The organism is Roseimicrobium sp. ORNL1, from assembly GCF_011044495.1.
Classification (GTDB): Bacteria; Verrucomicrobiota; Verrucomicrobiia; order Verrucomicrobiales; family Verrucomicrobiaceae; genus Roseimicrobium.
Map to the genome: position 1 here is coordinate 3,119,466 of NZ_CP049143.1, position 14,843 is coordinate 3,134,308.

Genomic DNA, 14,843 nt, shown 5'->3' on the forward strand with positions numbered 1-14,843 from the left:
AGGCCCATAGCGTTTGCCATCCCGCATGGATGAGTATGGGCCAGCCGTTCCGGCTGGCATTGATACCCCTGAGAATCATCTTCGTGTCACTTTCATGAATACCCTTCCAGAGACGTTCCGGACCCCGCCCGGATCCACCAAGCCTTTCCGGCCCCGCGTGTGGGTGTGGCCGCTCGTGATGCTTTCCTGGGTGGCCTCACCCGCGCAGGCACATGCCTCCCTCTTTCACGGGGAAACCCTGGATGCCATCGCCAATGGCATTTCCTGGGTGGCTATCATCCTCGCGCCCATCATCGGTATCGTGGCCTTTTGGTTGGTGCACATTCTTCCCGAGAAGATTGCAGAAAAGAAAAAGCATCCGCAGACTGGCGCCATTCAGTGCTTGTGCCTGCTCTCATTGGTGTTTGGAGGCTTGCTCTGGCCCATCGCCTGGCTCTGGGCATACTCCAAGCCCGTGCTCTACAAGGCTGCTTACGGCACCGATGTCGATGAATCCGTCGGTCACGGACACAAGGAGAAGAAGGAAGAAGAGAAGAAGGGAGGGAAAGCCTGATGGAACTCATCCTGCTCATCATTTATTCGGTCATCGTCTGGCTGATCTTTTTCAAGTTCAAGCTGCTGCCGTGGAACATCACGAGCCAGGTCATCGTGGTGACGATTCCCGTCTTCGCGCTGACGGTGCTGATTCTGTTCATGAACATCGTCGCTCCGTCCTCCCACGACGTGCGCGCCATGAACTATGTGATTCCCATCGTGCCTCGCGTGACCGGTCAGGTTACTGAGGTTCCCATTGAGCCCAATCGTCCCATCAAGAAGGGCGATGTGCTCTTCAAGATCGATCCCGTACCTTTTAAGGAGGCCGTGAATGCTGCTGAGGCAAAGCTGGCGGAATTGAAGGTCGGATTGATTACCGCGCAGGCCTATCAGCGCGGTCTCGATGACGAGCTCAAAAATGCGCAATCTGTCACGCAGTCCATCGTGGCCAGGCTGGATCTGGCGAAGAAGCGCGTGGAGCAGTACACCTCGCTCGCGGCAGCGGGCGCGGGGAGGCGTGCAGAGCAGGAGCAGGCCGAGTCCGACGTGGCGAATCTGCAGAGCCAGATCGCCGGCGCGCAGGCGAACGAATCGAAGATCAAGCAGAAGATCGAAGCTCGCACGGAAGCGGGTGAGATCGACGAGGTGGCACAAGCCAAGGCGCAAATTGCCAAGGCGGAGGCGGATCTCGTGGCTGCGAAGTATGATCTGGATGGCACCACGCATCTTGCGCCGGCCAATGGCCGTGTGGCGAACCTCGCCCTTCGTCCGGGCGTGCGCTCCACGCAGTTTGCGACCATGCCGGTCATGAGCTTTATCGAAGAAGACGACCCCTGGGTGCTGGCCTTTTTCAAACAGAACGAACTCCGCAACGTGGAGCCGGGGAATGAGGCGGAGATCTTCCTGAAGATGTACCCGGGCCGTATCATCAAGTGCAAGGTGGACTCCATCCTGTGGGCTACGGCACAGGGACAGATGCCCATCAGCGGAAACCTTCCCAACACGCTTCCCGTGGAGATGCCGGAGCAGCGCATCGCAGTGCGCCTCCTCGTGGAACCGAAGGACAAGGAGCTGTTCCTGGCTGCGGGTGCGCGTGGCGGTGGCGCCATCTACACGGAGAAGGGCAAGATGATTCACATCGTCCGCAAGGTCTTCGTCCGCGTGTCCACGAAGCTCGACTGGTTCGTCTTCAAACTTCACTGATCTGATCTCTGACTTTCGACGCTCTTCACATGCAACTGAAAGCTGTCTTTTCCTACGCGTTGCCCTGCCTCGCGTTCACGGGCTGCGCACTCAAGCAGCCACCCACGGGTGGCGATATCATGACGGAGTACGCGCGCTCCCAGGTGCCGGGCTCCTTCAGTGCCAGCCACACGAATGGTCGTGTGGCTCCGGACTGGATCCGCTCCTTCAATGATCCTGAACTCACGCGCATCGTGGAGGATGCCCTCATCCGGAATCCGGATCTGAAGGCAGCCGCGGAGCGCGTGGAAGCCTCGCGTGCCGCCGTGCGCATCGCTGCTGCTGCCCTGTATCCCCGCGTGGGACTCAAGGGGCTGGGCGAGCGCCAGGGCATGGAATTGAGCGGGGACTTGGGCAAGGGCATTGATCCTGCGAGCCTCGGCTCCTTTGGGCTCGACCTGACCGGTGGTAGTACCGACACGCGCAGCGTGGATTCCTCCTCGCAACGCTGGACCTACGGCCTGGGTATTGGCGCCACGTGGGAGGCGGATGTGTGGGGGCGCATTCGCGCGGGAAAGGCAGCGGCGAAGTCCGACAGCCTGGCCCTGGAAGCGACCTATGAATTCGCGCGGCAATCTCTCGCGGCGCAGGTGGCTCGTGCGTACTTCTCCGCCATCGAGGCCTCGCAGCAGGCCGCGAATGCGCGGGAGACGCTCAAGCTCTATGAGGACTATCTCAAGCTCACGGACGTGCGCAAGAATCAAGGCTTCTCCAGCGACTATGAGCTGGCCCAGGTGAAGTCCCGCACGGCTGGCGCAAAAGACACCCTTTACGCTGCAGAAGCAGCCCACGCGAAGGCCATCCGCGCCATCGAGGTGGTGACCAGCTACTATCCCGCCGGTAAGGCGAAGATGCGCTCGACTTTCCCGAAGCCCTCCCGGTCGGTACCAACAGGCTTGCCCATGGAATTGTTGGAGCGGCGTCCTGACCTCATCGCGGCCGAGCGTCATTTCGCGGCCGCGTTCCACCGGGTGCATGAAGCGAAGGCTGCGAGATTGCCACGCCTTGCTGTTAGCGCCGTCGGTGGCGCCGCCAGTGCGGATCTGGATGGCGTGGGTGTGCTGGACGCGGTGAACTGGAGTCTCGCTGCAGGCGTGGTGCAGCCCATCTTCTTCGGTGGTGAACTGAAGGCTGCGCAGGACCTGCGCACCTCAGAGCAGCGCGCCGCAGCTCACGATTATACGGCCACGGCGTTGCGTGCCTTTGAGGATGTGGAAGACGCACTCGACAGCGAGTACCACCTGAGCCGGCGCCAAGGCGCGCTGGAGGACATGGTTTCCGCCAGTGGTGACTCCATCACCTACGGCAGGAAACAACTCGACGAGGGGCACTCGGACATGTTCACCATCCTGCGTCTTGTTGGAGAAAACCTCGCTGCGAAAATCGAACTCACCAAGATCCGTGCCGCACGCCTGCGCGAGCGCGTGAATCTGCACCTTGCTCTGGGTGGGGGATTCAGCACCACCAGCAAGTAGCTCGCAGTTCTGCCATATTCATCACTTCAGCCATCTTGTTTGCTCCACCTCTGAGAAGGGGCAGGTCTTCTTTTCCCAAGACACCATGAAACTGAATCCAAAATCAAGGCAGCAGACGTGGTTCTTGCTGTGGTGCGCGCTTCTTGGCCTGTATCCCGCCTATGTCCGCGTCACGGACAGGCGTGGGAATCGACGTAGCCGCCGCAGTCACCGGTACTAGCCTTTTCGTCATCGCAACCTGAACCCAACCACCGCCCATGAAACTCAAAGATATCATCAAGGCTTCGCGGAAGATTTCTGAGCCCTATTGCATCACGGACGGTGGCAAGTTCCGGTTGAAGGACATCGATCCCGATGACACGGCCCACTTCACCTCGGAAAACAAGCCCCAGGCGAAAGAGGCGCTGCAGACGGGGATATCCGCCCTGTGCGAGTTGCAGGACATGCTCTACGCGCAGGATCGCTGGGGCGTGCTCCTCATTTTCCAGGCCATGGATGCCGCAGGCAAGGACGGCGCGATCAAGCACGTGATGAGCGGCATCAATCCCCAGGGGTGCCAGGTCGCTTCTTTCAAGGCTCCGTCGTCGGAAGACCTCGATCACGACTACCTCTGGCGCTGCCAGAAGCACCTGCCGGAGCGGGGGCGTATCGGCATTTTTAACCGCAGCTACTACGAGGAGACACTGGTTGTGCGGGTGCATCCGGAGATTCTGGGCAAGCAGAAGGTGCCGGCAAAACTCATCGGCAAGGAAGTGTGGGACAACCGCTTCAAGGACATCCGTGGCTTCGAGCGCTATCTCACCAACAACGGCATCATCGTGCGGAAGTTCTTCCTGAACGTTTCGCGTGGTGAGCAGAAGAAACGCTTCCTGGAACGCATCGACAATCCGGACAAGAACTGGAAGTTCTCCGCCACGGATGCAGCCGAGCGGAAGTACTGGAAGGACTACATGCACGCGTATGAGGAGACCATCCGCGAGACCGCAACCAAGGAATCTCCGTGGTATGTGGTGCCTGCGGACAATAAGTGGTTCACGCGCGTCGTCGTTGCTGCAGCCCTCATTGACGCGCTCGCTTCGCTGGACCTGCACTATCCTGAGGTGGGCAAGGACAAGCTGAAAGAACTCGCGGCGACGAAGAAGGAACTGCTCGCGGAGAAGTGACGGCCGCGACGTAGGGCATAACTCGCCGGGAACTGTTCATGCCATGAATGCCGCACCGACTGCGTCTGTGATCCCGGCTCTGCGCTGGATGCGGGAATACCGGCGCGAGTGGCTGAAGCAGGATGTGCTCGCGGGTATCACCCTCGCAGCCTACCTGCTGCCAGCGGGCATTGGCGATGCTTCCCTGGCGAATCTCCCTCCGGAAGCCGGTCTGTACGCGTGCTTGTTCTCGGGACTGGTGTTCTGGTTGTTTTGCAGTTCCAGGCACACTGCCATCACGGTGACCTCGGCCATCTCGCTGCTGGTGGGCGCGTCTCTGGGGCCGATTGCAGGCGGTGATGTTTCACGATTCTCCGCACTGGCGGCATGCACGGCATTGATCGTGGCGACATTGGCGTTCCTTGGGTGGCTATTGAAAGCAGGCGCCTTTGTGCATTTTATCTCGGATCCGGTGATGATTGGGTTCAAGGCGGGGCTGTCGCTCTTCCTGGCATCCACGCAGTTGCCAAAGCTCTTCGGCTTCAAAGGCAGCCATGGTGATTTTTGGGAGCGTGCCGGTCACTTCTTCTCCCATCTCGGAGAGACGAACATGGCCGCGCTCACCATCGGCCTGCTTGCACTCGCGGCGATGGTGCTGGGGAAGATCTATCTCAAGCACAAGCCGGTGGCCCTCTTCGTCGTGATTGCCGGAATCATCGCCGCTTCGTTCTTCGGCCTGGAAGCCCGTGGCGTGAAGATGCTGGGCACCGTGCCGCAGGGATTGCCCATGCCGGGCTTGCCGCATGTTTCGTGGGACGAGGTGAACCAGTTGCTCCCTCTGGCCATGGCGTGCTTCATGATTGGGGCTGTGGAGACCGCTGCCATCGGTCGCATGTTTTGTGCGAAGCATGGCGGCCGCTTCGATGGCAACCAGGAGCTGCTCTCGCTGGCAGCGGCGAACCTTGCCGTGGGGTTGGGGCGTTCCTTTCCCGTCAGCGGTGGGATGTCGCAGTCACTGGTGAATGAGAGTGCCGGAGCGAAGACGCCGCTCTCGGGATTCATCGCGGCGCTCATCATTCTTGTCATCACGCTCTTCCTTTCGGGGTTGCTGCATGATCTCCCACAGCCGGTGCTCGCGGCGATTGTGCTCTTCGCTGTGGCGGGTCTCTTCAAGGTGGAGGCGCTGAAGCGGCTCTGGAAATACTACCGCGCCGAGTTTGTGGTGGCCCTTGCGGCAATGCTTGGTGTCTTGGGTTCCGGATTGCTGCGCGGTGTCATGATTGGTGCGGTGATTTCGCTCATTCAACTGCTCCGCCGCGCCTCACATCCGCACGTCGCCTTCCTCGGACGCATCCCCGGCACGCAAAGGTACTCCGATCTCGCCCGGCACAGCGGCAATGAAATCGTGGAAGGTGCCCTCATCTGCAGGCCGGAGTCAGCCCTGTACTATTTCAATATTGATCATGTACGTGACATGATCGTGAACAAGGCTCGAAGTCTGAGTCCCGCTCCGCGGCTCGTGCTGCTGGATCTCTCCGCGGCGCCCTATGTGGATCTCCAGGCGGCGCAGACTTTGATTTCCCTGCACAGCGAATTGGTGTCGCTGGGCTGTCAGTTCCAGATCGTGGAAGCTCGCGCGCCGGTCCGCGAGACGCTGCGTTTGGAAGGATTGGAGGAGAAGGTCGGGACAATCAACCGCTTCACTTCCGTGTCAGACGCCGTCGAGAAGTTTCTCTCAGTACCCATTTCACACACAGGAACAAAACCAACCACCAACTAATCCCTAGTAACATGGCCACTCTTACCAACGATTACCAGAACTGCGAACTGCTCAACCTCAAGTACGGCTCCGGCGGCCGCGGACCCTTCATCATCAGGCAGGAGGGGACACCTCCTGGCAGCGTGACCTTCCAACCAGAGCGTTTCCTCTTGAGGAAGGATGGCACCTGGGTGATCAACCTCGCTGTCTTCCCCTTGTCGGAAAAGGACAAGGAACAATTTCTTTTTGAAAGCTCGGCGGAAGCCATGCAACTCCTCGCGGAGCTGAGAGGCGAGCCGACGGTGGAAGCCTCGCTGCCTTCGGGCACCTCGGTGGAGCAATTGAAGGCATCAGCGCAATCGACCATCTCCGGCCTCTGGGCGCGCATGCAAAATGCAAAACGTGAGGACTGATGCGCCTTCGGGCGTCATTGCGTCCGCCTAAACTTTTGCTTTTGAAGCTGGCTTTTGACAGCCGGATTGCTAATCCATGTCTGGATGCGACGGCTCGTCAGCCTTCTGAAGGACACGGCGCTTCTGCATGTGTATGCAGCAGCAGCGCTGGTGGGTGAGTCGTCCCATGCCCAGGAGGTGGCGTCGTCGCCTCCGGCCACGGTTCAGGCTCCCAGCGAGTGGGTGTCCCGCAACTGGCAGACGGATGACGGCCTTCCCCAGAATACCATCAATGCCCTGTGGCAAACTCGGGATGGATTCCTTTGGGTGGGAACCAACGGTGGTCTCGCGCGGTTCGACGGGCTGCACTTCCGGAACTTTGGATTGCAGGATGGGCTTCGAGCGGTGCTGATCACTTCAATCGCGGAGACCACGGATGGCGGGCTGTGGGTGGGTACCTCAGGCGGCGGCGTGAGCCGCTGGGAGAAGGGCCGCTTTGTCACCTATGGCAAGGGTGAAGGATTTCCTGAAACGTCGGACGTGCTCTGCATGGCGCCTGACAAGGATGGCTCCCTGTGGCTTGGGACGACCCAAGGGTTGGTGCATTGGAGTGAAGGGAAGTTTGTCCGAATCGGTGATGCCTACGGTCTCCCGGAGAAGCAAGTTCGCGCCCTCACCCTGGATTCGGAAGGCGGACTCTGGGTTTCCGTCATTGGGGATGGTGTGTACTTGGGAAAGGGTGGCAAATTCACACGCGAGTCCGCACCCGGTCCGGTGACGGGGGATTGCTACAGTCTCATGACACACCGTGATGGCTCGGTCTGGGCTGGGGCAGGGAATGGCAAACTCTGGAAACGAAAAGGGGGCAGGTGGCAAGAATTCGGTCCTGCCTCGGGACTTCCCTGGTCGAGCTTCGCTTCACTCGCGGAAGGCGTAGATGGCAGCGTGTGGATCACCGTTGACGACGAAGGGTTGTATCGCAGCGAGGGTGAGCGCTTCGTGAAAGTTACCTGGAACCAAGGTAGCTCAGGCGGGGGTTCGCGCCGCGTGATCGTAGATCGGACCGGCTGCATCTGGCTTGGCGTTGCTTCAGGTGGACTTACACGGCTGTCGCACCGCGTGCTGCACTACTGGAGCGCCGGAGATGAAGGAAAGCCCATGTCCGTGTCGACGATTGCCGAGGGGGCGGATGGTGCGTGGTGGGTGGGGATGGGCAACACCGGTCTACACCGATTCGAAAACGGAAAGTTCACCGAGGTCACCGCACCTTACCTGAAGCGTATCTCTCCCAAATTTTACTGCGGAGCCATCGGTGCGGACGGCAGCGTCTGGATGGCGGGTGAGCAGTTTCTTCATCGATTTGTTTCGGGTCAGCCGGTGCAGACGTTCATGGAGCCGCCGATCCGTGGCGAGGCAATCCGCGCGATGTGTGTGGACGGCGACACGCTCTGGCTGGGCACCTACTATTCGACGCTTCTGAAGTACGCTGATGGAAAGGTGGAGACAGCAGCGCCCGCGGGATCCTTCTCCGGAGGCATCACCAGTCTGGCGCTGGAAGCACCTGGTGTTTTGTGGATTGGCAGCTCGGGTGGACTGCATCGCTGGGAGAAGGGCGAGACCCGTGTCTGGGGCACCAAGGATGGACTGCTGACCCAGAGTGTGCGCTCACTGTACCGTCAGCCGGATGGCACACTCTGGATAGGCACGCTCGGAGGCGGCCTCGCGCGTATGAAGGATGGCCGCATTTCCAACTACACCACACGCGAAGGCCTCATCGATGACATCATCTCACAAGTCATCGCAGATGACGCCGGCAACCTCTGGCTGGGGTGCAATCACGGCATCATGCGCATTGAATTGAGCGCGTTTGATGCCGTGTCCCGCGGAGAGATTCGGGAACTGCATCCCATCATCTTCGGGAAAAATGAGGGCATGCTGAAGGCACAATGCACCGGGGGACATTCGCCTACGGTGATGCGGACTCGAAATGGCAGGCTGCTTTTCCCGACCACGGGCGGCGTGGTGGAAATCGACCCGCAACAACTGCAGGGCAGCACCATGGATGCACCGGAGGCAGACATCGAAAGCATTTCGGTGAATGGGCGTGAGATGGCGCCGGGCGTACGCGTGGTGATTCCGCCAGGACCACACCATCTGGAGGTGAAATACACCGCGCCTGCCCTGGGCGGAGGCGAGTGGGTCCGCTTCCGCCATCGCATTGAAGGGCTCGACAAAGACTGGGTGGCAGGCAGCAGCCGCAGACGTGTGTCTTATGATGGCCTGCCGCCAGGTCGCTACGTCTTCCGCGTAGCAGCATCTGATGACCGCGGAAACTGGAGCGAACAGGATGCGAAGTTCGCTTTTCTTGTGCGGCCGTTCTTCTGGCAGACCCTCTGGTTTCGCGGGGTAGCCATGTTTGTGTTGGTCGGGGCGGCAGGATTTGCCGTTTGGTGGCAGACACACTCCCGGCATCGCCGCCAGCTTGCGGAGTTGGAACGTGCGAGGCAGCAGCACGCCGAGCTGGCCCATGCCAGTCGTGTCTCGTTGCTGGGCGAGCTGTCCGCATCGCTGGCACACGAGTTGAAGCAACCGCTCACCAGCATCCTGAGTAATGCGCAGGCGGCACTGCGATTCCTGAATCATCCGGAGATCGATGTGGAAGAGGTCCGCAGCAGCCTGCATGACATCGCGGATGCGGACCGCCGGGCGAATGAAATCATCGAGCGCATGCGAGCCATGATCAAGAAGGGGGAGTCGGACATGGAACTGCGCGATATCAACGCAGACATCCACCATGCGCTCCTGCTGATACACAGTGACCTCGTGGTGCGAAATGTCGACGTGTCCACCACACTGTCTCCCGAGCTGCCCATGGTGGGTGCGGACCACATCCAGCTCCAGCAGGTGCTCATTAATCTCATCATCAATGGCTGCGATGCGATGAGCGACTCGCCGCCGGACAAGCGGCAACTCACCGTCGAAACGAAGCGCGAGGGAGCGGACATGATCCGTGTCTCTGTTTCAGACCGCGGCACCGGCATCACCCCGGAGGTGCTGGAGCAGATTTTTATGCCCTTCTACTCTACCAAGAAGCATGGTCTGGGTATGGGGCTCTCCATTTGCCGGGCCATCATCCGCGCGCATGGCGGTCAGCTTTGGGCGGAGAATGGATCGGAGGGCGGCGCCGTGTTTCATTTCACCCTGCACACGAACCGCAGCGCCATCGCGAAGGGCCATCACCTTACGCATGGAGAATCTCCAGACGCAGCAAAGAGCAGGGGATAGCAAACCGTGACTGGTACGGTGACCCGCTTCGTTTCGTGAAGGTTCATTCACAAGGCCGTGCGGATGGACAATGGTGACGATGAGACCATGGTCCTATAGACGATAATGGTAGGGCTGCGCACTCTGGTAAAAGCAACAGATCTGCATTGCGGCCATGAAAGCGTTCCTCATTCCTGCCGTCGTCGTCATCGCGCTCACGAGCGCATCCTTTTCCCAGACGGCGCCGGACACGCCCCCTGAGAAAGAAGCTGTCAAAGAAGCTGTCCTCGCCAATGACCGTGCCTTCGAAGCCGCCTATGCAAAGGGCGATGTGAAGGCGCTCGCGGGCTTCTTTGCTGAAGATGCGGAGTACACCACGGAGGACGGGGAGCAGTTGGTGGGCAGTGCGTCCATTGAAGAAAGCATGCGTCAGGCCTTCAATGTGGACAAGGGCGCGAAGCTGACCATCACCCCCGACACCGTGCGGGTGCTCACACCGGAGGTGGTGGTGGAAAAAGGTTCCACCTCTGTCACGACCAAAGATGGGGAAACGAGCGGTGCGCTCTATACCGCCATCCATGTGAAGAAGGATGGCAAGTGGAAGATCAGCCAGTTGATTGAAACGCCGTTGCCGGAGGTCACGCCGCAGGAAAGGCTGAAGGAAATAAGCTGGCTGATCGGCTCCTGGCAGGATGTGGACAAATCCACGGCGCTGACCGTAAAGAGCGAGTTCAAGTGGGCGACCGGGGGGAACTTTATTGTGCGGAATGTCGATGTGAAAAACGGCGAGGAGCAAATGCTGGAAGGCTGGCAGGTCATTGGCTGGGATCCGGTGGAGGAACGCATCCGCTCGTGGACCTTCGACAGTGAAGGCGGCTATGCGGACGCCTATTGGACCCGTGAGGGGAATCGCTGGCTCATCCGTGAGTCGGGAGTGAATCCGGACGGAGGCAGGACGACTGCGGAGAACACCATCACGAAGCTGAGTGATAGCCGTTTCTCCTGGGAATCTGGCAACCGCACCCTGAATGGTGAGCCGCAGCCCAGTGTGGAGCGCATTGAAGTGATGAAGGCGAAAGGAGACTAAGCCATGCACTCAAGATTGACCAAACTGCTGGCCGTGATGGCGGCACTGGCTGTCCTCTTTGACGGTGTGCTGCTGCTGGCTCGCGGCGGTGGTCGCGGAGGCGGTGGAGGCGGAGGAAGAGGGGGCGGTGGTGGAGGTGGGCGTTCTAGTGGCAGCTTCTCACGTCCATCCGGCGGTGGGGGCAGCAGCTATTCGCGCCCCTCGGGTGGTAGCAGCTATTCACGCCCTTCAGGAGGCAGCAGCTACTCGAGACCTTCGGGTGGTAGCAGCTCACGACCCTCTGGCGGCAGTGGGAGTTATTCGCGTCCCTCGGGTGGAGGGAGTTATTCGAAGCCGTCCGGCGGGGGCAGTTCATCAAGACCTTCCACTGGCAATGTGGCATCCCGTCCCTCGCAAACGCCATCCAAGCCTTCGACCGGCGGTGGAAGAGTGCCGACGAAACCGGCGACCAAGCCTGCGACCAAGCCTTCTGGTGGAACTGGCTCCATTGCGAATGGCAGTGCTTCGCAGCTTCCTTCCACGTCGCGTCCCAGCGGAGGGGCTAGCGGCTCTCGTCCTTCGCAGTTGCCATCGAAGCCAAGCACAGGAGCGGGTTCTGGATCGGGTGTTGCCTCGGGAGGAAAGCCTTCACAACTGCCCTCGCAGCCGGGTGGTGGCACGACTCGTCCGGGGGGAGGAACAGGACCTTCCACTCTTCCTTCCAAGCCAGGAACAGGGGCGGGCATCGCCGATGGTTCACGACCATCCCAATTGCCTGCCGGTGGAACGCGTCCCGGTCAACCCGGCGGAGCGGATCGTCCATCTCAATTACCTGCGGGAGGAACACGGCCCGGACAACCGGGGAGCGTGGATCGCCCCTCTCAACTGCCCTCCAAGCCTGGCACGGGCTCGGGTATTGCCTCTGGTGGCAAACCCGCACAGCGGCCCAGCAGGGATGACGTGGGCAAGTTCCTCGGTATGGCAGGAGCTGGCGCGATTGGTGGCGCTGCCATCTCTCAACTGCCTGCCGGTGGAGAAAGGCCCGGCATTGGCGATCGCCCGCACGCAGGCCAGCTTCCGGCAGATCGTCCTGGCATTGCTGGCGGCGAGAGGCCCAGCCAGCTTCCCTCCAAGCCTGTGCGACCGGAGGACAGGCCCAACTGGGGAGATTGGTCAAACAACCGCGGCGAGGGGTGGCATGATCGGGTCGACAACCGTCACAACTCCTGGAACACCTGGCAGCAGAATAATCAGGTAAACATCAACAATTTCCAGGGCAACCGTGACCAGCGCTGGAACAACCTTGAAAATGCCCGCAACGACCGCCAGGACTGGCGTAATCAAAATCGCGAGGACTGGCAGGACCACCGCAAGGACATGTGGGACTACCGCTATGATCGGCGTGATGAGGTCTGGGACAATGCACGTGACTGGCATGATGATGTCTTCGACGACCACTGGTGGGGTCACTGCGGCTGGCTTGGCCACGGCGTCTATCACGGCTTCGGGCACTATCACGTGAATCCCTGGTGGTGGTGGAGGCCCTGTACCTGGGGCACGCTGGGTGGATGGCTTTATTCCTCACCGCCTGCACCCGTGTATCCGGACTATGGCATGACGGTCATCTACGAGGATAACACAGAGACGGTCTACGTGGATAACAAGCCCGTCCCTGTGGAGCAATACACTGGCCCGATCGTGGAGGTCGCAGCAACCAAGGAGCAATCACCACCGCCGGTGCCGCCTGAAGAAGGCAAGCCAGAAGAATGGATGCCGCTCGGTGTCTTCGCCCTTGTCCAGGAGGAGAAGGGTTCGCCGAACATGTTCATGCAGATCTCGATCAACAAGGACGGCGCGATCACCGGAGGCTATCAAAACACCATTACCGGCGATGAGCGTCCCATCACGGGACAATTGGACAAGGCGAGCCAGATTGCCGCGTGGCGCATTGGAGACAATCGTGACACGATTTGCACCACCAGCATTGGCAACCTCACCCAGGATGTCTGCACTGTAGCGCTCCATTTCAACCAAGCTGAGCGTACTGAGTCGTGGCTGCTGGTGCGTATGCCCGAGCCCGCCGCCGAAGGGCAGGATAAGAAGATTCCCCAAGGCACGCGCACTCCGCCGCCCCAGGTCTCTGCAGTCGCTTCGGCAGGAACGACAACTCCTGCGACGGCGCCCCCGCCGACATCGCCTGCTCCGGCAGGAACGCCAGCAGCGCCGCCGGCCCCTCAGAAGTAATATCTCACGCAAGCGCCATGCTCTGGAGTTCACCCCTCGTGAGCATGGCGTGAAAGAGATGAACCTCACATCATCAAACACCGCTCCCTCTACTATCTCCCATGAGCAAGAAGTCTGCCGCCGCAGCCTTTGACCTCGCTTCGTACGGTCTTACGGTCGCTGAGGTTCATCGCAATCTGTCCCCGAGTGCTCTCTATGAGCACGCCATCCGGTATGAGAAGGACGCGAGCATCGCGGAGAACGGTGCCCTCGTGGCCTATTCCGGAGCGAAGACGGGCCGCTCGCCGAAGGACAAGCGTGTGGTGCACAGCCCCGAATCCAAGGACGATGTCTGGTGGGGACCGGTGAACGTGCCGATGGATCACCAGACTTTTGCCATCAATCACCAGCGTGCCATCGACTACCTCAATACACGGGAGCGTTTGTATTGCTTCGATGGCTACGCAGGTTGGGATTCGAAGAATCGCATCAAGGTGCGCGTCATCTGCTCGCGACCCTATCACGCCCTCTTCATGCATACCATGCTTATCCGTCCTGAGAGGGAAGAGCTGGCGAAGTTTGGCACCCCGGATTTTGTGATTTACAACGCAGGCGCGTTTCCTGCGAATCGTCTCACGGTGGGCATGGGGTCACCCACGAGTATTGACCTCTGTCTTGAGGATAAGGAGCTGGTGATTCTGGGCACCGAGTACGCGGGTGAAATGAAGAAGGGCGTCTTCACCGTGGTGAACTACCTTGCGCCGAAGCGTGGGGTGCTCTCCATGCACTGCTCTGCCACAGCGGACAAGGAGACGGGTGCGTCATCCCTGCTGTTTGGCCTCAGCGGCACAGGAAAGACGACGCTCTCTGCCGACCCAAAGCGCAACCTTATCGGTGATGACGAGCACTGCTGGAGCGATGACGGTATTTTCAACATTGAAGGTGGTTGCTACGCAAAGGCCATCAACCTCACGCCCGAGAGTGAGCCCGATATCTTCCAGGCGCTCCGCTTTGGCGCGGTGCTGGAGAATGTGGTGCTGGATGAGGAACATGATGTGGACTACACGGACACCAGCATCACGCAGAACACGCGCGGTGCTTACCCGATTGAGTTCATCCAGAATGCGAAGATCCCCTGCGTGGCAGGCCATCCCACGGATGTCATCTTCCTCACGTGCGATGCCTTTGGGGTGCTGCCTCCGGTGAGCGCGCTCTCGCCAGCGCACGCCATGTATCATTTCATCAGTGGATACACCGCCAAGGTGGCCGGCACGGAAATGGGTGTCACCGAGCCGCAGGCAACCTTCTCACCATGCTTCGGTGGCCCCTTCCTCGTGTGGCACCCGAACAAATATGCCGAGCTGCTTGCCAGGAAGATGCGCAAGCACAAGGCGCGTGTCTGGCTGGTGAACACCGGATGGGGTGGGGGAGGCTACGGTGTCGGGAAACGCATCAGCTTGAAGCACACTCGCGCTATCATTGATGCTATTCACAGTGGGGAATTGGCCAGGGCGAAGACGGATCGCGATCCGGTATTTGGGTTCGATGTCGTCACGGAGTGTCCCGGAGTGCCGTCGAAGATGCTGCGTGCCCGGGAGGCCTGGGCAGACAAGGCTGCTTATGACAAGACGGCCAAGAAGCTTGCTGCACTCTTCAACAAGAACTTTGACACCTATGCAGACGGCGTCACCAATGAGGTGAAGGCGGCGGCGCCACGCTCCTGATGCATGAGCGCAGCGCACCTGT

Annotated in this window: 10 protein-coding genes; all 10 read left to right on the forward strand. The window is 60.0% G+C overall.

The features are described from left to right. Positions 1–94 precede the first annotated feature (94 nt). The 10 genes from G5S37_RS12545 (at position 95) to pckA (ending at position 14,821) form a co-directional block, all read left to right on the forward strand. Positions 95–553, forward strand: a complete 459-nt coding sequence (locus G5S37_RS12545) for a DUF3302 domain-containing protein (RefSeq protein WP_206026422.1) — start codon at positions 95–97, stop codon at positions 551–553. Then, on the forward strand, positions 553–1,737 hold the full coding sequence (locus G5S37_RS12550; RefSeq protein ID WP_165204386.1) for an HlyD family secretion protein: 1,185 nt from the start codon (positions 553–555) through the stop codon (positions 1,735–1,737). The genes G5S37_RS12545 and G5S37_RS12550 overlap by 1 nt, the downstream gene beginning before the upstream one ends. Before the next feature lie 29 nt (positions 1,738–1,766). Then, on the forward strand, positions 1,767–3,251 hold the full coding sequence (locus tag G5S37_RS12555; protein ID WP_165204389.1) for an efflux transporter outer membrane subunit: 1,485 nt from the start codon (positions 1,767–1,769) through the stop codon (positions 3,249–3,251). A 257-nt stretch (positions 3,252–3,508) separates the two neighbouring features. Then, positions 3,509–4,414 (forward strand): polyphosphate kinase 2 family protein, encoded by a 906-nt coding sequence (locus G5S37_RS12560; protein WP_165204392.1) that lies wholly within the window; start codon positions 3,509–3,511, stop codon positions 4,412–4,414. 43 nt (positions 4,415–4,457) lie between these two features. Beyond that, the gene (locus G5S37_RS12565) at positions 4,458–6,173 is read left to right on the forward strand and encodes a SulP family inorganic anion transporter (RefSeq protein ID WP_165204395.1); all 1,716 of its coding nucleotides are present in this window, start codon (positions 4,458–4,460) and stop codon (positions 6,171–6,173) included. A gap of 11 nt (positions 6,174–6,184) precedes the next feature. Further along, on the forward strand, positions 6,185–6,565 hold the full coding sequence (locus G5S37_RS12570) for a hypothetical protein (RefSeq protein WP_165204398.1): 381 nt from the start codon (positions 6,185–6,187) through the stop codon (positions 6,563–6,565). A gap of 84 nt (positions 6,566–6,649) precedes the next feature. Further along, a complete protein-coding gene (locus G5S37_RS12575) occupies positions 6,650–9,829 on the forward strand; it encodes a two-component regulator propeller domain-containing protein (RefSeq protein ID WP_165204401.1) in 3,180 nt (1,059 codons plus the stop codon). 154 nt (positions 9,830–9,983) lie between these two features. Beyond that, positions 9,984–10,895 (forward strand): SgcJ/EcaC family oxidoreductase, encoded by a 912-nt coding sequence (locus G5S37_RS12580; protein WP_165204404.1) that lies wholly within the window; start codon positions 9,984–9,986, stop codon positions 10,893–10,895. Between the two features lie 846 nt (positions 10,896–11,741). Beyond that, on the forward strand, positions 11,742–13,118 hold the full coding sequence (locus G5S37_RS12585) for a hypothetical protein (RefSeq protein WP_206026423.1): 1,377 nt from the start codon (positions 11,742–11,744) through the stop codon (positions 13,116–13,118). A gap of 101 nt (positions 13,119–13,219) precedes the next feature. Beyond that, positions 13,220–14,821 (forward strand): phosphoenolpyruvate carboxykinase (ATP), encoded by a 1,602-nt coding sequence (pckA, locus tag G5S37_RS12590; protein WP_165204407.1) that lies wholly within the window; start codon positions 13,220–13,222, stop codon positions 14,819–14,821. Positions 14,822–14,843 lie beyond the last annotated feature (22 nt).